19 protein-coding genes are annotated in these 23,533 nt (G+C 72.2%); 6 read left to right on the forward strand and 13 right to left on the reverse strand.

The genetic code is table 11. The features are described 5' to 3' along the window. Positions 1-39: 39 nt before the first annotated feature. From WME83_RS25590 to WME83_RS25600, 3 genes are all read right to left on the reverse strand, one after another. Positions 40-1,314 (reverse strand): glycosyltransferase family 4 protein, encoded by a 1,275-nt coding sequence (locus WME83_RS25590; protein WP_437321906.1) that lies wholly within the window; start codon positions 1,312-1,314, stop codon positions 40-42. 173 nt (positions 1,315-1,487) lie between these two features. Continuing rightward, the gene (locus tag WME83_RS25595) at positions 1,488-2,726 is read right to left on the reverse strand and encodes a glycosyltransferase (RefSeq protein WP_437321907.1); all 1,239 of its coding nucleotides are present in this window, start codon (positions 2,724-2,726) and stop codon (positions 1,488-1,490) included. Positions 2,727-3,114: 388 nt separating this feature from the next. After that, the gene (locus WME83_RS25600) at positions 3,115-3,897 is read right to left on the reverse strand and encodes a thiazole synthase (RefSeq protein WP_437321908.1); all 783 of its coding nucleotides are present in this window, start codon (positions 3,895-3,897) and stop codon (positions 3,115-3,117) included. A 135-nt stretch (positions 3,898-4,032) separates the two neighbouring features. Between WME83_RS25600 and WME83_RS25605 the strand changes: the two genes are divergently transcribed. The 4 genes from WME83_RS25605 (at position 4,033) to WME83_RS25620 (ending at position 8,708) form a co-directional block, all read left to right on the forward strand. Then, a complete protein-coding gene (locus tag WME83_RS25605) occupies positions 4,033-4,686 on the forward strand; it encodes a hypothetical protein (RefSeq protein WP_437321909.1) in 654 nt (217 codons plus the stop codon). Beyond that, complete coding sequence (locus tag WME83_RS25610) at positions 4,673-5,638, forward strand: matrixin family metalloprotease (protein ID WP_437321910.1); 966 nt, start codon at positions 4,673-4,675, stop codon at positions 5,636-5,638. Before WME83_RS25605 ends, WME83_RS25610 begins: the two co-directional genes overlap by 14 nt. Then, a complete protein-coding gene (locus WME83_RS25615) occupies positions 5,635-6,846 on the forward strand; it encodes an HRDC domain-containing protein (protein ID WP_437322042.1) in 1,212 nt (403 codons plus the stop codon). Before WME83_RS25610 ends, WME83_RS25615 begins: the two co-directional genes overlap by 4 nt. 101 nt (positions 6,847-6,947) lie before the next feature. Continuing rightward, a complete protein-coding gene (locus WME83_RS25620; protein ID WP_437321911.1) occupies positions 6,948-8,708 on the forward strand; it encodes a mechanosensitive ion channel family protein in 1,761 nt (586 codons plus the stop codon). Here the strand turns inward: WME83_RS25620 and bioB are convergent. The 8 genes from bioB to WME83_RS25660 all read right to left on the reverse strand — a co-directional run bounded on the left by bioB (position 8,650) and on the right by WME83_RS25660 (position 16,790). After that, a complete protein-coding gene (bioB, locus tag WME83_RS25625; RefSeq protein ID WP_437321912.1) occupies positions 8,650-9,699 on the reverse strand; it encodes a biotin synthase BioB in 1,050 nt (349 codons plus the stop codon). The two genes, WME83_RS25620 and bioB, sit on opposite strands and share 59 nt — an antisense overlap. A gap of 937 nt (positions 9,700-10,636) precedes the next feature. Beyond that, positions 10,637-11,689: a type IV pilus twitching motility protein PilT gene (locus tag WME83_RS25630; protein ID WP_437321913.1), complete on the reverse strand. Its 1,053-nt coding sequence runs from the start codon at positions 11,687-11,689 to the stop codon at positions 10,637-10,639. 240 nt (positions 11,690-11,929) lie between these two features. Then, positions 11,930-12,625: a thiamine biosynthesis protein gene (locus WME83_RS25635; RefSeq protein WP_437321914.1), complete on the reverse strand. Its 696-nt coding sequence runs from the start codon at positions 12,623-12,625 to the stop codon at positions 11,930-11,932. Beyond that, on the reverse strand, positions 12,622-14,019 hold the full coding sequence (gene thiC, locus WME83_RS25640) for a phosphomethylpyrimidine synthase ThiC (protein ID WP_437321915.1): 1,398 nt from the start codon (positions 14,017-14,019) through the stop codon (positions 12,622-12,624). Before thiC ends, WME83_RS25635 begins: the two co-directional genes overlap by 4 nt. A 111-nt stretch (positions 14,020-14,130) precedes the next feature. After that, the gene (locus tag WME83_RS25645; RefSeq protein ID WP_437321916.1) at positions 14,131-14,589 is read right to left on the reverse strand and encodes an ExbD/TolR family protein; all 459 of its coding nucleotides are present in this window, start codon (positions 14,587-14,589) and stop codon (positions 14,131-14,133) included. Positions 14,590-14,594: 5 nt separating this feature from the next. Beyond that, positions 14,595-15,011, reverse strand: coding sequence for an ExbD/TolR family protein (locus tag WME83_RS25650; RefSeq protein ID WP_020737071.1), 417 nt, complete (start codon positions 15,009-15,011; stop codon positions 14,595-14,597). 111 nt (positions 15,012-15,122) lie between these two features. Further along, positions 15,123-15,839 (reverse strand): MotA/TolQ/ExbB proton channel family protein, encoded by a 717-nt coding sequence (locus WME83_RS25655; protein ID WP_437321917.1) that lies wholly within the window; start codon positions 15,837-15,839, stop codon positions 15,123-15,125. A 168-nt stretch (positions 15,840-16,007) separates the two neighbouring features. Then, a complete protein-coding gene (locus tag WME83_RS25660; RefSeq protein ID WP_437321918.1) occupies positions 16,008-16,790 on the reverse strand; it encodes an energy transducer TonB in 783 nt (260 codons plus the stop codon). A gap of 242 nt (positions 16,791-17,032) precedes the next feature. On the opposite strand from WME83_RS25660, the gene WME83_RS25665 reads away from it, so the two are divergent. Both WME83_RS25665 and WME83_RS25670 read left to right on the forward strand, forming a co-directional pair. Continuing rightward, a complete protein-coding gene (locus WME83_RS25665) occupies positions 17,033-20,242 on the forward strand; it encodes a TonB-dependent receptor (protein ID WP_437321919.1) in 3,210 nt (1,069 codons plus the stop codon). A gap of 30 nt (positions 20,243-20,272) precedes the next feature. Further along, positions 20,273-21,310, forward strand: coding sequence for a hypothetical protein (locus WME83_RS25670; RefSeq protein ID WP_437321920.1), 1,038 nt, complete (start codon positions 20,273-20,275; stop codon positions 21,308-21,310). Between the two features lie 176 nt (positions 21,311-21,486). Here WME83_RS25670 and WME83_RS25675 read toward each other — a convergent pair whose 3' ends face one another. Together WME83_RS25675 and WME83_RS25680 are read right to left on the reverse strand one after the other, a co-directional pair. After that, positions 21,487-22,788 carry a hypothetical protein gene (locus WME83_RS25675; protein WP_437321921.1) on the reverse strand — a complete coding sequence of 434 codons (1,302 nt, stop codon included), beginning with the start codon at positions 22,786-22,788 and terminating at the stop codon, positions 21,487-21,489. 75 nt (positions 22,789-22,863) lie between these two features. Then, on the reverse strand, positions 22,864-23,529 hold the full coding sequence (locus tag WME83_RS25680; RefSeq protein WP_437321922.1) for a class I SAM-dependent methyltransferase: 666 nt from the start codon (positions 23,527-23,529) through the stop codon (positions 22,864-22,866). Positions 23,530-23,533: the final 4 nt, after the last annotated feature.

A 23,533-nucleotide genomic window follows, 5' to 3' on the forward strand; every position in this document is an offset into this window, starting at 1 on the left:
CCGCCACCGGCGGGCCGCCGTCACCGCCCCGCCGAGCCGTCAGCTCAGGGGAGCGCCCGTCCGCGCGGCGCCGTTCTCGGTCCCGCCCTTCGGGCCCGGGACGCTGAAGGCCGCGTCGCCGACGTCCTGCCCGCCCGCGCCCGGCCGGCGGGCGCTGCGCACCGCGCGAAGGAGCGTGTCGTGGAGGGCGCGCGCGCTGTCGTCCCAGTCGCGCCCGCCGGCGAGCTCCGCGACCCGCGCCGGGTCGTACTCGTGCCGCGCGGCGCGCAGCAGGGCGTCCGCGAGCGCGCCCTTGTCCCCCGGCGGGATGAGCTCGCCGAGCTCCGGGCTGTGGAGGATGTCGGGGATGCCCCCCACGCTCGTCCCCACCACGCGGCGCCCCGAGGCGAGCGCCTCCAGCACGACGTTGGGCGTCCCCTCGTGCAGGCTCGGGAGCACGAGGGCGTCCGAGGCCCCGAGCCACAGCGACACCTGGTCGTGCGGCAGGTAGCCGGTCACCGTCAGCCGGCCGCCCAGCCGGGCGGCGGCGGCCTTGCACGCCTGCTCCTCGGCGCCGCTGCCCACGAGCGTGAGCTCGAGGTCCGGGTGCGCGGGCGCGAGCCGCTCGAACGCCTCGACGAGATCGAGCACCCCCTTGTCCCGGTTCAGGTGGCCGACGAAGACGAACATCTTCGATCCAGGCGACCGGCCGAGCGCCGCGCGCGACTCGGCGCGGCCGCGCGGCTGGAACAGCTTCGCGTCGACGCCGTTCATGACGACGTCGATGCGATCGCGCGGCACGCCGAGCGCCGCGACCCCGTCCGCGAGCTTGCGGCTGACCGCCACCACCCGGGTCGCGCGCGTGAGGCCCCAGCTGAGCGGCCGCCGCAGCCGCGCGTCGCGCGGGATCACGTCGATGTCCGAGCCGTGCACCTTGATCACGACCGGCACCCCGAGCAGCCGGCCGAGGCACACGGCGGCGAAGCCATCCGGGTAGGCGAAGGCCCCGACGATCACGTCGGGCGACGGGCCGCGCCCGACGAGCTCCGGGAGCATCGACGCCGCGTACAGCGGGCCGTTCAGGGCCGGCGCGACCCTGGGCACGTAGAGATAGCGCGGGTGCCGGACCGGAAGCCCGTCGATGACCTCCTCGCGCGGCGCGCTGGCGCCGACAGGCCACTTCGAGAGCCGCTCGATGCCAGGGAACCACGGGATGGTCGCGAGCACCCGGACGTCGCAGTAACGCGACAGCGCGGCGAACTGCCGACGATTGTACGGCGCCTCGTCCGGGTGAACCGCGTTCGGGAAAATCTTCGTGATAAGCAAAACACGCATCCGCCGCAAGAGCTCCTCCTGTCTGATCGATCCGAGGCAGCGAGCGCGCCGGCAACATGGGCTCTGGTGCCGGCGCTGGTTCGAGGTGTCTCGTTGGTCTCGTCGGGTCTCGTCGGGTCTCGTCGGGTCTCGTCGCGCCCGCTTAGGCTTGTTGAGGCTCGCTCAGCCTCGTTTCAAGCTCGGTCGGTCTCGCTCAACCTCGTATTCAGCACCGGTCCCTGGCTCGTTCCCCCGGACCTCTGCGCCCGCGGCGAGGCCTCCCCGCCGCGCCGCCGGGCGACGAGCTCGTCGAAGAGCCGCACGTGCGCGTCGACCATCGCCTCCAGGCTGAACTGCTCGGCGAACTTCGCGGGGCCGCGCGTGCGCGCGCGCTCGCGGAGCTCCGCGTCGCGGGCGACCCGCGAGAGGTGCTCGACCAGCGCGCCCGGGTCCTTCGGCGGGACGAGGAACCCGTCGACCCCGTGCTCGATGATCTCGGGGACGCCGCCGACGCGGCTCGCCACGATCGGCTTGCCGAGCGCGAGCGCCTCGAGCAGCGCGAGCGGCAGCCCCTCCCAGAGCGACGGGAGCACGTAGGCGTCGAACGCGGAGACGAGCTCGGGGACGTCCGAGCGATACCCGGGGAAGAGCATCCGGTCGCCGAGCCCCGCGTCCCTGGCGCGCTGCTGGAGCTCCCCCCGGAGCGGGCCGTCGCCCGCGACGACGAAGCGCGCCTCCGGGGCGCGCCGCAGCACCTCGGGCGCCGCCTCGATGAGGTAGCGGAGCCCCTTTTGCTCGATGTGCACCACCGCGCACCCGAACACGAACTCCTGCTCGCCGATGCCGAGCTCCGCGCGGATGCGCCCCTGCTGGCCGCTCGTCAGCGCCCGGGCGAAGCGCGTCCCGTCGATGCCGTTGTGGATGACCCGGACCGGCGCGCGGACCTTCACGTCGTCGACAAGGATGCGCTTCAGGTCGTGCGAGACCGCGACCATCTCGTCGGCGAGGTAGGCGTAGTAGCCGAATTTACGCCGATCGAACCCCTTCGCCCGGTTGATCTGGTTGTGCTCCGAGTAGACGACCAGCGGCCGATTCCGGAGCAGGCGCGCCGCGAGGCCGGCGAAGATGAGCGGAGCCCGGTTGTGGACGTGGACGATATCGACGGAGCGCTGGTGGAAGAAGCGCCGGATCCAGAGGATCGCCTCGGGATCGCTCTTGAGGCCGGGCAGCACCGGCCGGAGATCCTTCGTGATCACGAGGCACTTGGAGCGGGGGAGCTTCACCTCCGAGAAGAGCCGCCCCTCGCCGTCGAGGCAGATCAGCGAGAGATCGAAGCCCTGATCGCCGAGCCGATCGAGGAGGCTCAGCACCACCTTCTCGAGCCCGCCGACCTCGAGGTTGTTCACGACCATGCAGACGTTGGGCTTGCTCATATTCTCCTGAGCGGACCGTCAGGTCGCCGCGGTCGTCCTCGGAGCGCCCCGTCGCGTCACGACAGAGGTGTCGACCGTGCGATGAGCGTTCCGTGTCATTCTGACTCAGCGCTGTGAGCGTATCATGACCCCGGCGTGCTGTTCGTTTGACTTCGCACATCGGGGCGCCGCGCGCCGCTCGCCGCGGCGCGCTCTCCCGTAGCGCGCCGCTCGCCGCGGCGCGCTCTCCCGTAGCGCGCCGCTCGCCGCGGCGCGCTCTCCCGTAGCGCGCCGCTCGCCGCGGCGCGCTCTCCCGTAGCGCGCCGCTCGCCGCGGCGCGCTCTCCCGTAGCGCGCCGCTCGCCGCGGCGCGCGGGGCCCGCCGCCGCGGCGCGCCCCCCGCCGCGCTCCTACAGCGCGGCGATCTTGCCGTGCTCCGGCGACGACGCCGTCGCGTAGAGCTTCTTCGGCATCCGCCCCGCGAGGTAGGCCATTCGCCCGGCCCTCACCGCGTCCCGCATCGCCTGCGCCATCAGGATCGGGTCCCGCGCGCCCGCGATGGCGGTGTTCATCAACACCCCATCACACCCGAGCTCCATCGCCACCGCGGCGTCGCTCGCCGTCCCGACGCCCGCGTCCACGATCACCGGCACCTTCGCCGTCTCGCGGATGATCATCAGGTTGTACGGGTTCCGGATGCCGAGCCCGCTGCCGATCGGCGCGGCCAGCGGCATCACGGCCGCGCACCCGATGTCCTCCAGCTTCCGGCAGACGATCGGGTCATCCATGCAGTAAGGCAGCACCGTGAAGCCCTCCTTGACCAGGATCTTCGCCGCCTCCAGCGTCGCCTCGTTGTCCGGGAACAGCGTCCGTTCGTCGCCGATGACCTCGAGCTTCACGAGGTCCGACAGCCCGAGCTCGCGCGCGAGCCGGCAGGTGCGGACCGCGTCCTCGACGGTGTAGCAGCCGGCCGTGTTCGGCAGGATCGTGACGCGCCCCTGCTGGAGCAGCGACATCATCGACCCCTCGCCCCGCTCCTTCAGGTTCACGCGGCGGAGGGCCACCGTGACCACCTCCGCGCCGGACGCCTCGAGCGCGCGACGGGTCTCCTCCAGGTCCTTGTACTTGCCCGTCCCCACGAAGAGGCGGGAAGTGAACGTGTGTCTGCCGATCGTCAACGCGTCGCTCGTCATCGCAGGCTCCTCGGTCTCGACCCAGACGATCTAGCTAGTCGGACCGGGACACAGGGTCCAGCACGACCGCGCCGCGGGCTTCCGGCGTGCCCCGCTCGCCAGCATGGTATCGTTGCCCCTATGTCTCCCAGAGCCTTGCTCATAGCCCTCCTCTTCGCGTTGCCACCCGCGGTCACCCTCGCGCCCGGGGGCGACGCCGACCCTGCAGCCGGGGTGAGCCCCGGCGCGCTCCTGTCCGGCCCGCGCGCCGCGCAGGCGGCCGTCGCCATCCAGCTCTCGCTGGACGAGCTCGTCGCCGCCGCGTCGTACGTCGTGGTCGCGACCGCGACCGAGCAGCACAGCAGGTGGGAGGAGCTCGGCGGGTCCAAGAGGATCGTGACGTATACCCGCCTGTCGATCGACCGGACCGTGGCCGGACAGCCCGACGCCGACGTGTGGGTGAGGACGCTCGGGGGCATCGTCGGAGACGTCGGGCAGCACGTGGCCGGCGACGCGCAGCTCAGGATCGGCGCGCAGGCGATGATCTTCGTGTCCCGGGCGAGCTCCGCGCTCGTCGTGTCCGGGCTGGCCCAGGGCCACTACCCCATCGTCGACGCCGAGGAGACGCGGCGGATCGCCGGCGCGCCGCGCATCGCCGTGCGGCGGCTGGCCGCGAGCCCGTCCAGCGGGACCGTCCTGGCCCGGCCCGGCCCGGCGATCTCGGCGCGCGAGCAGCTCGTCGGCGCGACGGTCGACGCGGCGATCGACGCGGTGAGCCGCGCCTGGAAGGCGAAGCATGCGCAGCAGTGATCTCCCGCCCGCCGGGCGCGGCGCGCGCGCCCGCGCCGTCGCCGCGGCCTCGTTCACGCTCGTCGCCGCGGCGCTCGCCCTCCCCCGGGCCGCCCTGGCGTACTGCCGCACCAGCGTCTGTCCCGAGACCCAGTCGACCGCGGCCGTCTGCACCCCGCAGCAGGCGACCGACTGCGGCATCCCCCTCGCCTGGCCCTCGCCGTGCGTCAGCTACTCGCTCCAGGAAGACGCCTCGGACCAGGTCACGCTCGCGGAGGCCGAGGCGATCTTCGAGCAGGCCTTCGCCACGTGGACCGCGGCCGACTGCGGCGGCGGGACGAACCCCCGCATGGAGGTCACCTACCTCGGCCCGATCTCGTGCGACGCGCACGAGTACAACCAGCGCAAGGGGAACGCGAACATCATCACGTTCCGGGACGACGGGTGGCCGTACGGGAGCGGGGGGAACACCCTCGCGCTCACGACCGTCACCTACAACCTCAAGAACGGCGAGATCTACGACGCCGACATGGAGATCAACTCGTTCGACGTGACGCTCTCGATGGGCGACGACGACGTCTCGTTCGACCTCCTGAGCATCGCCACGCACGAGGTCGGCCACTTCCTCGGGCTCTCGCACTCGGCCGAGGTCACCGCGACCATGTACGCCGACTACCGGCCGGAGAGCACGATACTCCGCGACCTCGACGACGACGACCGCGCGGGGATCTGCGCGGTGTACCCGCCCGGGGAGCCGATCGAGGCGTGCGACCCCACGCCGCGCCACGGCTTCTCCGACCTGTGCGCCGAAGATCAGCCCGACCCGGAGGAGAGCGGCGGCTGCGCCGCGGCCCCGTCGTCGCCAGGCGGCGGGGGCGGCGGCCTCGTCGCCGCGGCGGCCGCGTCGCTCGGCGCGCTCGCGCGGGCGCGGCGCCGCAGGGCGGCGCGCCCGGGCCGGGAGAGGGCCCGCTGAGCCAGGCTCCCCCCGTCCTCGTCGAGCGCGAAGGCGATCTCGCCCGGCTGGTCGAGCGCGCCGCGCGCGCCGACGCGCTCGCGGTCGACGTGGAGGCCAACGGGCTGTTCGCGTACCGCCCGCGGCTCTGCACCGTCCAGCTCGCCTTCCGCGAGGGCGACGGCGTCGCGGTCGCCGTCGTCGACGCGCTGCGCGTGCCGGTCGCGCCGCTCGCGCCGCTCCTCGGGGCCGCGGGGCCGCCGAAGGTGCTGCACGACCTCACCTTCGACGCGCGCATGCTCGCCGAGGCGGGCGCGCCGCTCGCCGCCGCGCGCGACACCTCGGTCGCCGCGCGCATGCTGGGGCGCGCGGCGACCGGGCTCGCGGCGCTCGCCGCCGCGGAGCTCGGCGTGAAGCTCGACAAGCAGCTCCAGCAGCACGACTGGGGGCGCAGGCCGCTCGCGGGCGCCGAGCTGCGCTACCTGGCCGACGACGTGCTCCACCTGCTCCCGCTCGACGCGCGGCTCGCGGAGCACGGCCGCGCGCTCGGCATCGAGGACGAGATCGCGGAGGAGTGCGCCTACAAGCTGGCGACCGCCCTCCGCCCGCCGCGCGATCCGCGGCCGGCGTACGCGCGCATCAAGGGGGCCCAGGCGCTCGACCCGGAGGGCCGCGCGATCCTCCGGCGGCTCGTCCTGGCGCGCGAGGCCGCCGCCGAGGAGGCCGACCAGCCCGCCTTCAAGATCGTCGCCGGCGAGGTGCTCCTCGAGCTCGCGCAGCGGAGGCCGACCCGGGCCGACGACGTGCGCGCCGTCCGCGGGGCCGCGGCGGGCCGCGCGGGGGGCTTCGTCGCCGCGTGGCTCCGCGCGATCGAGGAGGGGCGCAGCGACGGCGACGTGCCGGAGGACGAGCGCGCGCTCTTCGCGCAGGCCCGCCCGTCCCGGAGGGAGATCGCCGTCCGGCGCGCGATGGAGACCCGGATCGCCGCGTGGCGCAGGGCCGAGGCGAAGGCGCGGCAGGTCGACGAGCAGGTCGTGCTGCCGGGGCACTGCGCGCAGGATCTCGTGGAGATCGCGCTCGCGGGAGGCCGCGCCGGCGGCGGCACGGTCGCCGACGCGATCGCGCGCATCCCGGGGCTCGGCGCGCGTCGGCTCGCGCGCTACGGCGCCGCGCTCGCGGCGCTCGTGACCGCGGCGCTGGCGAGCGAGCCGCCCGCCGCGGCGGTGTAGCTGCGAGGGCGCGTACGCGCTGCAGCGTACGCGGCGCGCGCGATCGACGCGCGCGCGCCGCCCGGTCGACAGACGCGCCGCGCGGTGGAATAGCAGGGCCCATGCCCTGGAACGATCATCCCAAGGGTTCGAAACGACTCCGCCTTTTGCCGGCGGCGAAGTGGTGGATCCGCGCCGCGCTCGCCTTCGCGCTCGTCTTCGGGTGCGTCCTCTTGGGCGCGAGCGCCGGCGAGCTGTCCCCGCCGCCTCCCCCGTCGGCGCCCCCGGCGGCGCCGGGCGTCGAGGCCGGCGTCGATCCCGAGACGATCCCGGTCGCCCCCGACTCGCCCCGGGCCTCGATGAGCGACTTCCTCGAGCTCTGTCGCGCGGGCAACTACGCCGACGCCGCGCGCTACCTCGATCTGCCGCCGAGGGCGGACGGCGCGGCGCTCGCGCAGAGGCTCAAGGCGGTGCTCGATCGGCACGACTGGCTCGACCTGGAGAGGGTCTCGCCCCATTCGCAGGGGGACACGCAGGACAACCTCGGGGCCGGCGTGGAGCAGATCGCCAAGATCCCGACCCGGACCGGGTACCAGCCGGTGCGCCTGGTGCGGCGCACGACCCCCGACGGCGTGCGCTGGATCTTCTCGCGCGCGACCGTGGAGCGCGTCGACGACTGGTACGCGCGGCTCGAGGACCGCTGGCTGCGCGACCACCTGCCGCCGGCCCTCTTGCGCCCGGGGCCGCGCGAGCTGCTCTGGTGGCAGTGGCTCGCGCTGCCGGTCTTCGCCCTCGCCGGCTGGCTCGTCGGCGCGGTCCTGAGCTTCGCCCTCCGCGCCTTGCTCCGCCGCCTCGTCGTCCGGACGGAGTCCCCGCTCGACGACGCGCTCCTCGAGGGCACGCGCGGCCCGCTCACGTTCGCCGCGGCGCTGCTCGCCATCGAGATCGCGCTCCCGTGGCTCGGGCTCTACGCGCCGGCCGAGGCGTTCCTCGACAAGGTGGTGCGCGCCGGCGTCTTCGTCGCCGTCTTCTGGTTCGCCCTCCGCGCGATCGACGCCGTCGGCGGCCGCCTGCTCGCCGCCCCAGCGACGCGCGACAACCCCGCGGCGCGCTCGCTCGTGCCGCTCATGGGGCGGATCGCGAAGGTCTCGATCGTGATCGTTGGCGCGATCGCCGTGCTGTCGGAGCTCGGCTATCCGGTGGCGAGCCTCATCGCCGGCCTCGGCATCGGCGGCGTCGCGCTCGCCCTCGCCGCGCAGAAGACGGTGGAGAACCTCTTCGGCTCGGTCTCGATCGGCATCGACCGGCCGTTCCAGGTCGGCGATTTCGTGAAGGTGGACGCGCTGCTCGGCACGGTCGAGACCATCGGCCTCCGCTCGACCCGGATCCGCACGCTCGACCGGACGATCGTCACGATCCCGAACGGCAAGCTCGCCGATCTCCAGATCGAGTCGTACACGGCGCGCGACCGGATGCGCCTCGCCTGCGTGCTGGGCCTCGTCCACGAGACCACGCCCGACCAGCTCCGCGCGATCATCGAGGGGTGCGAGCGCGCGCTGCGCGCGCACCCGAAGATCTGGCCGGACGACGTCGTGGTGCGCTTCATCGGCGTCGGCCCCTCGTCGCTCGACGTCGAGGTGATGGCCTGGTTCCAGACGACGGACTTCGGCGAGTTCCGGACGATGCGTCAGGAGATGCTGATCACCTTCCTGGAGCTCATCGCCTCGGCCGGGTCGCGGCTCGCGCACCCGACGCAGACGCTGCACGTCGCGACGCGCGACGGGGAGCGCCCGCGGCCCGGGGCGGCCGACGGCGGCGGCCCGGCTAACGGGCGGCGGGAGCCGCGGCCGGCGCCATCGGCTGGAGCCCCGCCTTCTCGATGAGCGCGCGGTCCTCGTCCGGGCCCGGGTTCGGGGTCGTGAGCAGCTTGTCTCCGTAGAAGATCGAGTTCGCCCCCGCGTACATGCAGAGCAGCTGCGCCTCGCGCGAGAGCTCCGTCCGGCCGGCGGACAGGCGCACCATCGCGCGCGGCATCATGAGCCGCGCGACCGCGATCATGCGGATGAACTCGACCGGGTCCACGGGCGGCAGGCTCTCCAGCGGGGTGCCCGGCGAGCGCACGAGGGCGTTGATCGGCACGCTCTCCGGGTGCGGGTCGAGGCGCGCGAGCTCGACGAGCATCTCGCAGCGGTCGGCGATCGACTCGCCCATGCCGATGATGCCGCCCGAGCAGACGGTGATGCCGGCGCGCCGGACGTTGCGCAGGGTGACGAGCCGCTCGTCGTACGTGCGCGTCGAGATGATCGATTTGTAGGCCTTCCGCGACGTGTCGAGGTTGTGGTTGTACGCGTCGAGGCCGGCCTCTTTCAGGCGGCGCGCCTGGTCGTCGGTGAGCATGCCGAGGGTGCAGCACGCCTCGAGGCCGAGCGCCTTCACGCCGCGCACCATGTCGAGGACGCGCTCGAAGGCGGGGCCGTCCTTCACCTCGCGCCACGCGGCGCCCATGCAGAACCTCGTCGAGCCGCCGGCGCGGGCGCGCTCGGCGGCCGCGAGGACCGCGCCGACGTCGAGCATGCGCTCCGGCCCGACCTCGGTCTCGTAGTGGCTCGACTGCGGGCAGTAGGCGCAGTCCTCGGGGCAGCCGCCCGTCTTGACGCTGAGCAGGGTGCAGAGCTGCACCTCGTGCTCGCCGTGGAACGCGCGGTGGACCGAGCGCGCGCGGTCGATCAGCTCGAAGAGCGGGAGATCGTGCAGGGCGACCGCCTGCTCGACCGTCCAGTCGTGGCGGACCCCGCCCGCCGCCGGGGCGCTCCCGTTCGGTTCCTTGCGCCCACCGTTGTGCCCCGCCGCTTCTCGTTCGATCCCATCGAGCATGGTCTCCGCTCATACCCAGGCTTGGGTCGCCGCTGCAAGTCCGGCGCCGGCGCGAAGGCTTCCGGCGCCGGCGCGAAGGCTTCCGTCGCGGGCCGGAAGCTTCCGGGGCGGAGCGGGAGGCCTGATTTGCCGGCGATTTGGCCCTCCGGCGCGCGACGGAGGCCGTCGAGGGCGGGGCCGGCACCGCTAAGTACGCGAAATGTCGTGCTCGGGAGCGCGACGGAGGGCTTCGTTTCCGTGACGGAAGCTTCCGGAGCGCGACGGAAGCTTCCGGAGCGCGACGGAAGCCTTCGTGCCGGCGCACGAAGGTGTCGGGGGCGCGCTGCGTGCCGCGATTCCTGTGCGGGAGCGCTTCGCCGGGGACGCGGCCGCCTCGCCCGCGGTTGCGGCGGCCTCCGGCAAGCAGCCGTGTGCGACGTCGAGGTCAGGAAGGTGCGTGACCAGCTCGCGAACGCGAAAGGCGCTGAAGGACCTGGAGGGAGACGTGGCCCGGGTCGGGCCCATCTTGGAGCAGGGCGCGAAGGTCGATGAGCCGAACATCACGGTTCGGGACGGCGATCCGTTCAACTGGAAGACGGGCGAGACACTGACCCCGATAGATTCGTCATCATCCCTGTTCCCTCTCCCGTCATCGTCTCCCCTCTCCCGTCCCCCGTCCCCCGTCTCCCGTCTCCCGTCTTCCTTCTTCCCTCTTCGTGCGCGTGCGCGTGCGCGTGCGCGTTCCCGTGCTCGCTCCGGTCCGTGCACGAGCGAGAACGGACACGCGCACGCGCACGCGCACGCGCACGCGCACGAAGAGGAGCACGGGAGACGGGGGACGGGGGACGGGGGACGGGAGACGGGAGACGGGAGACGGGAGACGGGAGCCGGGGGACGGATGACGGATGACGGATGACGGATGACGGATGCCGACGAAGAACCGCGGCCCTCCCGTCGACTACAGCGCCGTCACCGCCTTCGCCGTCTCCTTCGCGATCGTCCCCTGGCCGACGAGCTGCCGCAGGTGAGCCTCGAAGGTCTGCATTCCGTACGGCGTGACCCCCTTCTCCATCAGCTCGCGCAGCGACGGGCTCCCCTCCGGGCGGCGGATCGCCTCGCGCACCGCGGCCGTCGCGACCAGCACCTCGGAGGCCAGGACCTCCCCCGCGCCGTCGCGGCGGGGCAAGAGGCGCTGCGCGACCGCGCCCTGGAAGCAGTCGGCCAGCCGATCGCGCACCTCGCTCGAGCTCTTGCCGAGCGCCACCAGCCGACCGAGCGAGCGCGCGACGTCCGGCGTGTGCACGGCCGCGAGCACGAGGTGCCCGGTCTCGGCGGCGTGCAGCGCGAGATCGAGCGACTCGCCGTCGCGGAGCGCGCTGAGCATCACGACGTCCGGGTCCTGCCGCAGCGCCGAGCGCAGCGCGGTCGGGAAATCCGAGGTGTCGACGCCGATCTCGCGCTGGCTGATGCTGGAGCGGTTGTCCTCGTGCACGTGCTCGATCGGGTCCTCGAGGGTCACGATGTGCCGCGGCAAGGTCGCGTTGATCTGCGCGATGAACGCCGCGAGCGTCGTGCTCTTGCCGCTCCCCGCCGTGCCCGCGACAAGGATGAGGCCGTGGTCGTGCTCGACCATCGCCCGCACGGCCGACGGCACGCCCAGCTCCTCGAAGGTGGGGATCTTGAGGGGGATGCTGCGCAGGACGATCGCGAGCGAGCCGCGCTGGCGGTAGATGTTGACCCGGAACCGGCCGAGCCCCGGGACGACGTACGCGGTGTCGAGCTCCTGGAGCGTGGCGAGCAGCTCGCGCGAAGGCCTGCCCGCGAGCAGCACGCGCGCCGCGGCCTCGCTGTCCTCGGGGCGAATCCGGTCGACCCGGAAGTAGACCATGTCGCCGCGCACCCGCGCGCCCGGCGGCTGACCGACCTTCAGGTGGATGTCGCTGGCGTGGGCGGCAAGCGCCTTGCCGAGGAGCTGATGGATGAAGGCCTCGGAGGTGTACGGCGTCGTCACGGGGGGGAAGGTACCAAAAGGGACCCCAACCGGCCCAAAGCGCGGCGGGATGATCCGGCGGCGAGGGCGCCGCGCTGGACGGCCGCGCGGGCGCCGCGCTGGACGGCCGCACGGGCGCCGCGCTGGACGGCCACGCGGGCGCCGCGCTGGACGGCCGCGCGGGCGCCGCGCTGGACGGCCGCACGGGCGCCGCGCTGGACGGCCGCGCAGGCACCCGAGGGCGCGCAACCGCGCCGGACGTCAGGGCCGCGGCGCCTGGGCCCCCGCGGAGCCCGCGTCGGGCCCCGCCGGATCCAGATCCGCGGGAACGTCGCGAGGGTCGACGAGCCCCCTCTCGGCGAGGGCGCGCGCCGCCGAGATCGCGAGCGCGCGCTGCTCCGCGGGGAGGTCGCGCCTGCCCGACAGCTCGACCAGCGCCGCGGCCGCGGCGCGGGCCCCGTCCGGGTCGAGCGGCTCGCGCGGGCGCGGCGGGCGACCGGCGATCCCGAGCAGCGCCTCGAGCAGGGGCGTCAGCGACGGCCCGGACGCCGCGCGGGCGCGCTCGGCGAGCGGCGCGAGCGCGAGATCGGCGTCGTCGGCGTACGGCAGCGCGCCCAGGGCCGTGCGCGCGATGTCGCCGCCGTCCTCCAGCCCGGCGAGGAGCCCCGTCGCGCCCTCGGCCTCGGCGAGCCGGGCGCTCTCCAGCGGGTCGTCCCCGGCGGCGAGGCGCCAGCGCGGATCCGTGAGACGAGGGCTCGGCGGGCGCGGCGCCGCCGAGCGCGAGGCAGCGGGCGAGGAGGGCGACGAGGTGGAGCTCGTGGAGATCGCGCGCTCGCTGCGGCACGCGGGGGCGGCGAGGACGACGAGCGCGAGGGAGGCGGCGAGGACCGGGCGCGCGAGGCGAGGCGACAGGGGCGCGACGAGCGCCGGGCGCGCGCGTCCCGTCCCCCGCCTCACGGCTGATCGATGAGCGAGAGCGACCGCTTCGTGGGCGCGTTCTCGGGCTCCTGCCGATCCTGCCGCGCGTTGTACTCGTCGACCACGCGGTTGATGTGCATCGAGCAGAACTTCGGACCGCACATCGAGCAGAACTCCGAGGTCTTGAAGTACTCCTGCGGGAGCGTCTCGTCGTGCATCGCCTGCGCCGTCTCCGGGTCGAGCGAGAGCGCGAACTGCTTCTTCCAGTCGAAGGCGTAGCGGGCGCGGCTCAGCGCGTCGTCGCGATCGCGCGCGCCCGGGCGCTTGCGCGCCACGTCCGCGGCGTGCGCGGCGATCTTGTAGGCGATGAGGCCCTGCTTCACGTCCTCCGGGTTCGGCAGGCCGAGGTGCTCCTTCGGCGTCACGTAGCAGAGCATCGCGGCGCCCGCGAAGCCGGCCATCGTGGCGCCGATGCAGCTCGTGATGTGGTCGTAGCCGGGCGCGAAATCGGTGACGAGCGGGCCGAGCACGTAGAACGGCGCCTCGTGGCAGAGCTCCATCTCCTTCTGCACGTTCATCGCGATCTGATCGAACGGCACGTGCCCGGGGCCCTCGATCATGACCTGCACGTCCTTCTCCCAGGCGCGCTTCGTGAGCTCCCCGAGCGTCTTCAGCTCGGCGAACTGCGCCGCGTCGCTCGCGTCGTGGAGGCAGCCGGGGCGGAGGCCGTCGCCGGCCGAGATCGTGACGTCGTACTTGGCGCAGACCTCGAGCACCTTGTCCCAGTGCGTGTAGAACGGGTTCTGCTTGTGGTGCTCGATCATCCACTGCGCCATGATCGAGCCGCCGCGCGAGACGATGCCGGTGATGCGGCCCTTCACGAGCGGCAGGTGCTCGAGCAGCACGCCCGCGTGGATCGTGAAGTAATCGACGCCCTGCTTCGCCTGGTGCTCGAGCATGTCGATGAGGTCGTCGGCCGTCATCTTGGCCGTGCCCTTGCAAGCCTCGAGCGCCTGGTAGATCGGCACCGTGCCGATCGGCACCGGGGAGTCGGCGATGATCGCCCGGCGAATGCCGTCGATGTCGCCGCCGGTCGACAGGTCCATCACGGTGTCGGCGCCGTACTTGATGGCGTAGCGCAGCTTCTCGAGCTCGCCGTTCACGTCGCTCGTGGTCTGGCTGTTCCCGATGTTCGCGTTCACCTTGCAGAGCGACGCGATGCCGATGCACATCGGCTCGAGGTTCAGGTGGTTCTTGTTGGCGGGGATGATCATCCGGCCGCGCGCGACCTCGCTGCGGATGAGCTCGGGCGCGAGGTTCTCACGGCGGGCGACGTACTCCATCTCCTCCGTGACGATGCCCTTCCGCGCGAAGTGCATCTGGCTCTGGTTGGGGCTCCCGGCGCGCTTGCTCACCCATTCGGTCCGCAACATCAACGACCTCGCTTTCGAGGTGGGCGGTGTAGGTCGCGACCGCGCGCGACGCAAGCCTCGCGTCGCGCCGGGCCGCCCGCCCCGAGCCGCAGACCAGAGCCCGCGGCGCGCTCAGGGCGACGGCGGCGGCGGTTCGGGGAGCTCGGTCATCATGCCGAGCGTCTGCGCGCCGGCCGCCTTCGCGCCGTCGAGCACCTCGACGACGGTGCCGTAGACGGCGGCGTCGTCCGCGACCACGAAGACGATCCGGTCCTGCGGCCGGCTCTGGCGCTCGAGGAGCGGCCTGAGCTTGCCGACGAGATCGGCGCGCTCCACCCGCTCGTCGTTCACCATGAGCTCGCCCTGCGCGTTCACCCGGACGACCAGCTGGTCGGGCGGCGGAGGGGTGTCCTCCTTGACCTGCTCGGTGTCCGGCACGCGCACGCCGATGTCCTTCTCGAGCAGCGGCGTCACGACCATGAAAATGATCAGCAGCACCAGCACGACGTCGACGAGCGGCGTCACGTTGATGTCGGAGTTCAGCGGCACCGCCGGCTTCACGACGAACTTCCTCTTCGCGTGCGCGCTCATCGCCGCTACCTCCCCTTCAGCTCCTCGACCGCCAGCGACACGCTCTTGGCGCCCGACTTGCGCGCCGTCTCCATCACCCGGCGGACGTCGCCGAACGAGAGGCGCTGGTCCCCCTTGACGAGCACCTTGCGCCCCGGCTGCGCGGCGAACTCGCGCGTGAGCCGCTCGGCGAGCCCGGCCTCGTCGTACTGGTCGTTCTCGACCCACACCGTCTTCTCCAGCGTCACGGAGAGGATCAGCGGGTCTACCTCCTTCTTCTCCTCGTCCACCTTCGCGGCCTGCGGCAGCTTCACGTCCTTGCCGCGCTGGAGCATCGGCGTGACGACCATGAAGATGATGAGCAGGACGAGGACGACGTCGACGAGCGGCGTGACGTTGATCTCGCTCTTGGGGCCCTTCTGCGGGCCGACAGCCATCCCCATTGGAACGCTCGCTTCCCGGCTGGGCGCGTCAGCGCGCGCCTCGCCGCGGGCGCGCGGCGCCGCGCGCCGCCCCCCGCGACCAGGCAGGCGCCGTGTCGCGCAGGCTCTGTGTCAAGCGGCCTCGTCGGCGGCCGGCGCGAGGCGGCCGTCGAGCCGCTTCGCCACGATGTCGAGGAACTCGTTCGACGACTCCGAGATGTCGATCGCCCGGGCGTCGACCCAGCCCTGGAGGTAGTTGTAGCCCATGACGGCCGGGATCGCGACGAGCAGGCCGAAGGCGGTCGTGATGAGCGCCTCCGCGATGCCCGCCGAGACGGTGCCGAGGCCGCCGGAGCCGGAGGCCGCCATCTGCTGGAACGCGGTCACGATGCCCATGACCGTCCCGAGCAGGCCGACGAACGGCGCCGTGGAGCCGACCGTGGCGAGCAGGCCGTAGCCGCGCTTCAGGCTGAGCACCTCGCGCTGCGCCTGCCGCTCGAGCGCCCGCGACACCGACTCGAACACGCCGTCGCGCTCGTGCCCCTGCGCCGGCAGCCGCGAGGGCGCGCTCGACGCGTAGGCGGCGAGCCCGGCGCCGATGACGCGGCCGAGGTAGCCGATCTCGCCCGAGGGCTTGGCGGCCGCCCGGGCGCCGTCGAGCTCGCCCCGGGCGAGCATCGGCCCCACGCGCTCCGCGAACGCGCGCGAGGCGGCGCGCGACTTGAACGACACGACGAGGCGCTCGCCGAAGACGATCAGGGACGACACGGACATGAGGGCCAGCGCGAAGACGATCAGCTTCGCGAAGAGCCCCATGTGGCCCCACAGCTCAATCAACGTGAATTGCATCGTCTCGCTCGCGCCTCCTGGCGCCCCCTGGTGTCGTGATGGTTTCAGCTATGCTGTATCAGCGCCTCTGGACGCCGCAGCGAACTCGACAGTACTGCAGAGCGTACCTACCCCGTGACCTTCTCTACTACGTGCCCCGTCTGTTCAACAACACCCGGCCGCCGGCGGTCAAGGGAGCTTGAGCCGGACGTTGAACACGTAGTCGACCGAGACCGGACGCCCCTGGTACATCACGGGGGTGTAGCGACGGCCCGAGAGCGCATCGAGGATCGCCCGATCCATGTGCGGGAGTGACTTGACCATCCGGCAATTGGTCAGCGTGCCGTCGGTCCTGATGACGCACTTGACAATCGCGAGCCCCTCCACCCGAGCGGCGAGCGCCTCGCGCGTGTACTGCGGATCTCGCCCCGAGATCATCGTCGGCCGGTTCATCCCGGCGCCGAACGGCAGCACCACGTTTTGCGGCGGCGCCGTGCTGCCGAGCTGGCCGCCGAGCTGGCCGCCCAGCTGACCGCCGATCTGCCCGCCGACCTGGCCGCCGACGGTCCCCCCTTGAACGCCGCCCTCGACGCCGCCCTCGACACCGCCGGGCTGCTCCGGGGCCTCTTGCTTGGGCGGCTCCGGCTCAGGCGCCTTGGCCTTGGGCTTCTCCGGCATGTCGTAGATGGTGTCAGGGGTCTTGACAGGCTTCGGCTGCTCGATGCGCTGCTCCACCTTCGGCGGCCGCTTCGCGCCTCCGCCCGGCGGCGGCGGCGGAGGTGGCGGCGGCGGGGGCGGCGGCGCCGGAGCGAAGAACGTGACCTCGACGTCCTTCTGCTTCTCGACCCGAGGGCGCGTGGCCTGCCAGAGGAGAGCCCCCGCGATCGCCGCGTGGGCGACGATGGAGAGCATTGCGCCCGTCCCGAGACGCCCCTGGGTGGCGGTGGTGCGACCGAGTACCGAGTCGAACATGGGGGGTCGTAACTCCTAGAACTCGAGCTGATCTGCGTCGACGGGCCGCAACGTGTGGGGGCGTGCGGCGCCTACCCGGAGTGCACAAGCGAGCAAGTACTACAAAAAAGTCTATTGTCTCGCGCGATTCCTGTCTAGGGTAAGGAAGGACTCGAGGGGCCTACACTTCTGGAGGGAATTCCGTGAAGTTTCTCGAAAAGAGGCTGAAACACGGAGCGCGCTCACCACGTGCGCCGTGGGGGATGTGGGCGGCGTTGCTGCTGCTCGCCATGACTTTGTTGACCGCGGCCCCGGCGCTCGCGCAGACGGGCAACAGCGTTCTGATCGGACGGGTAATTGACGCCTCGAGCAAAGCGCCCGCCGCCGATGTGGTCGTGACGGCGACGTCGCCCGCGCTGCAAGGGGAGCAGCTCGTGGTCACGGACGGCACAGGCCAGTACCGTATCCCGAACCTGCCGCCGGGCGACTACACACTCCGCCTGGAGAGGGAGTCGTACAAGCCGTACGTGCGCAGCGGAATCGTGGTCCGCACCGGGACGACGATCCGCGTCAACGTGGAGCTGCTCCCGGAGGCGCTGAAGGCGGAGGAGATCGTCGTGGTCGGCCGCGCGCCGACGGTCGACGTCGGCTCGAGCACGGTGGGCCAGAGCATCACGGGGGACTTCACGCGGCGCATCGCCGTGGCGCCCCCGACGGGGAAGGGCGCGGCGTCGCGCTCGTTCGAGTCGGTCGCGGCGATCACGCCCGGCGCGCAGGCGGACGAGTACGGCACGTCGATCGCCGGCACGTCGTCGCCCGAGAACCAGTACGTGATCGACGGCCTCTCGGTGAATGACCCCGCGTACGGGATCGTCGGCACGCCGCTCACCATGGAGTTCATCAAGGAGGTCAACGTGGTGGCCGGCGGGTACATGCCCGAGTTCGGCCGCGCGACCGGCGGCGTCCTCGACGTCGTGACCAAGAGCGGCGGCAACGAGTTCCAGGGCTCGGTCTTCTTCAACATCACGCCCGGCGCGTTCGAGGGGAAGAGCAAGGAGGTCCGCCGCCAGGGCGACACCATTCAGACCGACACGCGCCTGTCGTCCATCCGCGACTACGGCTTCGAGGTCGGCGGCCCCATCCTGAAGGACAAGCTCTGGTTCTACGCGGGCGCCGCGATCGCGTTCAAGAGCTACGAGATGGAGCGCAACCTGTTCGCCACGCGCTACGACCCGAACACCTTCGAGCCGATCAAGGATCCCGACACGAATTTCAACATCGTCGACCGGCTGCCGGGCACGCAGCGGTTCTACCGCGCCGAGGAGCAGACGCTGCAGTACCTCGGCAAGCTGACCTACCAGATCAACCCGGATCACAGCATCGCGCTCTCGGTCTACGGATCGCCGTCGTCCTCCGGCGGCGACGGCAACTTCGGGTTCGACCCGGCGCGGGGCGTCGTCGAGGCGGCCAACATCACCGGCCGGTACAGCGCGATCGCGCACGAGTACGTGGCGTCGTCCACCGACGTCGCGCTGAAGTGGGCGTCGGCGTTCAACAACAAGACCCTGCTGTTCGACGCGACGCTCGGCTGGCACAGCCAGCGCAGCGCGCGGCTGGCCCCGGACGGCTCGGAGATCGCGTCGGGCAAAGGCCTGTCGGGCAGGCCCTTCGTGCTCTGGGCGAAGTACGCCCCCCACCGGCGCTCGATCTACGAGTTCGAGAAGCTCTCGCCCGATGCCCGGGCGATGTGCGAGCCGCTGACCAGGCCGGTCGTCGACGAGGAAGGGAACGTGGTCCGCGACGAGCAAGGGAACGTGGTCGAGGAGGTCGCCGCGGTGCCGTGCGCGGTGCGCACGTACTGGGACGGCGGCCCCGACTTCCTCGACGACGCGTCGCTCAACCGCTTCCAGCTCAAGGCGATGGTGACGAGCATCTTCGAGGGGCTCGGTCACCACGTGGTCAAGGCCGGCATCGACGGCGAGATCACGACGTACGAGCACATCAAGGCGTACGCGGGCGGCACCAGCTACCAGGAAGAGGGAGACGGGACCGCGTTCCACGACGAGCGACAGCTCGGCTTCCTGACCGGGCCCGAGGGGTACGTGATCCAGGACAAGGTCACGGTGAACACGCTCGGGGCGACGATCGGCGCGTTCGTGCAGGACAGCTGGAGCATCCTCGACCAGGTGACGCTGAACATCGGGCTGCGCTACGACGCGCAGTACCTGTACGCCGGCGACGGCAAGCTCGGGCTGGCGCTCGCGAACCAGTGGTCGCCGCGCGTGGGCGTCGTCTACGACATCACGCAGCAGGGCCGCTCGAAGGTGTTCGCGAACTTCGCGCGGTATTACGAGAGCGTCCCCCTCGACATGATGGATCGCGCCTTCGGCGACGAGCGGAACATCCGCTCCTATCACGCCGGCGGCCCCGGGGGCTGCAACCCTGCGGATCCCGTGGACGGGAAGGGCGACGGCGAAGGGCAGTGCCGGAACGACGCGAACCGGCCCACGATCACGGACGACTATGACCCGAACCGGGCGTGGTACACGCTCGGCGGCGGCAAGTCCCCGGTGGATCCGGACCTGTCGCCGCAGTCGTCCGACGAGCTCGTGATCGGCGGCGAGTACGAGATCATCGAGAACGCGCGCCTCGGCGCGACGTACACGAAGCGCTGGATGAACAACGTCATCGAGGACATGAGCCGCGATGAGGCGAACACCTACTTCATCGGCAACCCCGGCAAGGGGATCGCGAAGGACTTCCCCGAGGCGACGCGCGACTACGACGCGCTGACCCTCTATTTCCAGAAGGCCTTCGCCGACCTGTGGCTCGCCCAGGCGAGCTACACGCTGTCCTACCTGCGCGGCAACTACCCGGGCCTCTTCAAGCCCGAGACCGATCAGCTCGATCCGAACATCAACACCGAGTTCGATCTGGCCTCGCTCCTCGTCAACCGCGACGGGGCCCTGCCCGGCGACAACACGCACGAGATCAAGATCTACGGCGCGAAGACGTTCGTGCTCCCGAACAACATGCTCATCGACCTCGGCCTCACCTACCGGTCGCGCTCCGGCGCCCCGATCGACTACTGGGGCTCGCACTACCTCTACAGCTACGACGAGTCGTTCATCCTGCCCCGCGGCGCGGGCGGCCGGCTGCCCTGGCAGCACAACTTCGACGGCCACCTCGGCTATTCGGTCAAGCTCGCGAAGGACAGCGAGCTCACGATCAGCATGGATGTCTTCAACATCTTCAACTTCCAGGAGATCGTCGCGGTGGACCAGCGCTACACCACGGCGGACGTGAACCCCTGCGTCGACGGAACGCTCGAGCAGCTCGAGGCGACCCCGACGTGCGTCACCACCACGGACGGCCAGCCGCTCGCGGAGTCGGCCAAGAACCCGAACTTCGGCAAGCCGACGCAGTACCAGACGCCCCGGCAGTTCCGGTTCGGCGCGCGGGTCACGTTCTAGGCGCGGCGCGCCCGTGAAAGGAAGCAAGCGATGAAGAGGCGATGGCTTGTTTGGATGGCGGGGCTCGCGGCGCTCTCACCGCTCGCCGCGATGTCGCCGGGCTGCTCGCAGCCCAAGCCCGAATGCACGGTCGGAAGCACGTACCCGTTCGCGGCGACGTTCACCCTGATCGAGGGAGACCCGGAGAGCCCCTGTGCTCGGAAGGACGGGACGGTCGAGCTCATCGGGATGCAGACCTACAACCAGGACGCGAATGGCGATCAGGTCCCCGACCGGGATACGAAGCTCGTCGCGATCCAGACCGAGGATTTCGGTCGCTGGTACCGCGGCGCCACGATCGACCCCGATCCGAACCTGAACGCGTTCGCGCTCGGGGCCTTCGGGGCGCTCGAGCCGGATGACAGCAACATCTGCACGATACCGACGCTCGCTCCTGCCGAGGTGGTGGTGCTGCCCGGCGGCGACGGAGGTGCCGGCGGCGAAGGCGGCGAGGGCGGCACCGGCGACGGAGGTGCCGGCGGAGAGGGCGGCGCTGGCGGCGGCGGCGGTGACGGCGGCGCCGGTGACGGCGGCAGCGGCGGTGACGGCGGCGCCGGTGACGGCGGCGCTGGCGGCGGTGAGGGCGGCGCCGGCGGTGACGGCGGCGCGAGTGACGGCGGCGCCGGTGGCGCGGGTGACGGCGGCGCCGGTGGCCAGAGCGGCGAAGTCGACGAATGCGGCCTTCCGGTACCGCCGCCGCCAGCGCCAGGGTCGTACAAGCTCGAGTGGAGCAACGTGCGCGTGTACGTGACGTCGGGCAACCTCGGAAATCAGTTCGAGGGTGAGGTCAGGTACTCGGAAGAGAGCTGCTCGGCGCGGTACAAGGTCGTCGGGCTGTGGCCGATGATCTCCTGCGAGATCCACGACCCGAACCCCATCCCCGGCTGCCCTGGGATCCCCACCGGCAAATACGAGCCGGCCATCTGCCAGGATCCTCTCTCCGGCATCTCTCCGGATCTCAAGGCGCGGTGCGACACCAACGTGGGCATGTGCGTGCTCGACTCGCCCACGATCCCCGCCTTCAAATAGGCAACCTCGCCGGCGGGACGCCCGTCGTCCCGCCCGCGCTCCCCCGGCTCACCTCCCCTCGCCTCCCCTAACACCCCATCACCCAGGCGCGCCCCTGGCCGTTCGAAGACGGCAGGCCCGCGCCGAGCACCCTCGCCGCGGGCCGGGCAGCTCGGCACGCCGCCCGCGCGCTCTGCTCAAGGCGCCGGCTTGACGGCGAGCCTCTCCAGCGCCGCGCACCCGGCGCCGCTCGCGATCTCGAGCTTGGCCGTGAGCGCGCACAGGCGCGACGCCCTCCCGAGCGCGGCCGGATCGCCCGACACGATGGCCCGCTTGGACTCGTGCACGGTGCGGGACGACAGCATCGTCCGCGCGCGCGGGGGCAGCTCCGCGCTGCGCGCCGCGAGCACCTCGCCGAGCTTCGGCCCGGGATCGGCGGACGGCACCCACGTCCAGACCGACGCGAGCAACGCCTCCGCGAACGCCGCGCGCAGCTCGTCGCCGCCGCGCGCGCCCTCGCACGGCAGCGCCGGGCCGGTCGGCCCGACGTCCGTGGCGAGGAGCCTCCGCTGCGCGATCCGCCGGAGCAGGTCGTTGCTCACGCCGGCGATCTTGCCGTCCTCCTCCGAGAACGCCCCCGCCTTGAACCGCACGGCGAGCGCGGCGCACTTCTCGTCGCGCTCCGCGCGGCGCCGCTGCTCCTCGCGCGCCTTCTCCTCGGCGCGCGCCCGCTCCTCGCGCTCGCGCGCCTCGCGAGCCTCCACCTCGGCGCACTGCTCGATCCGCTCGGCCGCGCGCCGCTGCTGGTCGCTCGCCGCGCGGCCGAGGTCGTCGGCCGAGATCTCGCGGACGGCGCACACGTCCGGGCGCGCGAGGAGCGCGTCGACCCGCTTGCGGGCGGTCTGGACCCGCACGATGACCGAGAGCGCCGCCACGATGACGAGCGCCGAGACCGCGATCGAGGCGAGCTTGCGGATCTGCCGGCGGCGATACGCCTTGGCGAGCGCGCCGCCGCCGCTCTCGTCGAGCAGCTTGCGGCAGCGGCCGATCATCACCTGCCATTGCGACACGTCCTCCGCGAGCGCCTGGAGCGGCTCCGCGAACGGGCGATCGCGCCGGACCTTGTTCGCCAGCCGCTCCAGGCACAGGCTCACGTCCGGCGCCTGCCCGTGGTCGGTCACCTCGGCGACCCCCTGGAGCAGCCCGCCGATGCGCCCCGCGTAGACGTCCCACGCGACCACGGCCTCGGTCTGGCTGTCGCCGAGCCGCTCGATCGCCGCGCGCACGTCGCCCATGGGGAGGAGGCGCTCGACGTCCTCCTTGCGGACGCCGGCGAGCTTCGCCGCCTGCTCGATCCCGCGCTGGAAGCCGCCGAGGAGCCCCTCCGGGGCGAGCTCCCGGAGCCCCTCCGGCACCCGGCTGGCCTGGATGCACGCGCCGGCGTGGTGCAGAGGCCCCATCGCGCAGGTCAGGAAGGTGCCCCCGAGCTTCACTCCCATCGCACCGTCGCTCTCTCTACCGCGGACGGCGCGGCGCGGAAAGGCTCGCCGCGATGTCCGCGGCGCATCGGCGCATCACCGACCGCCGCGCAGGGCCTCGAGATCCCAGAGGGCGTAGAGCACGTCGACGTCGTACTCGGTGTGTCGCCAGCCCGGGTGCAGCCGGTAGCTGCGCGGGAGCAGGCCCGCGCGCTGGATGGCGTCCGTCTGCTCGGCGAAGGTGTAAAGATACATGCTCACGCCGGACAGCTCGACGTCGGAGAGCGGGCGCGCGGCGCGCTCGTGCATCCTGACGTGCGGCCTGCGCTCGACGATGCTCACCAGCATCCGGCCGCCGGAGCGCATCGCGCCGGCGAGGTTCTTGAGGACGAGCGCGAGGTCGTCGCAGAACTCCAGCGTTCCGAGGGCGAGCGCGACGTCGAACCGCCCCCACGAGCGCGGGATCGGGGCGTGGTAGTCGTGCCGGTGGTAGGCGCCATGGGGGCGCTTCTTGCGGGCGATCTCGAGCATCCGCTCGGCGATGTCGAAGCCCACGACGTCGATGGACGGCGGGAGATCGCGCGTGAGGTGGCCCGGGCCGCAGCCCGCGTCGAGCACGCGGCCCCCCTCGGGGACGGCCTCGCGCAGGAACGCGCGCACGGGCTTCTCGTAATGCTGGATGTCCTTCCAGGTGGAGACGTAGTCGGGCGCGAAGTCCTCGTAGTAGTCGACGAGGCGCTCGATCCGGGTCGCTCGCTTCATGGCG

It is taken from the genome of Sorangium sp. So ce385 (assembly GCF_051474135.1).
Taxonomy (GTDB): Bacteria; Myxococcota_A; Polyangia; order Polyangiales; family Polyangiaceae; genus Sorangium; species Sorangium cellulosum_D.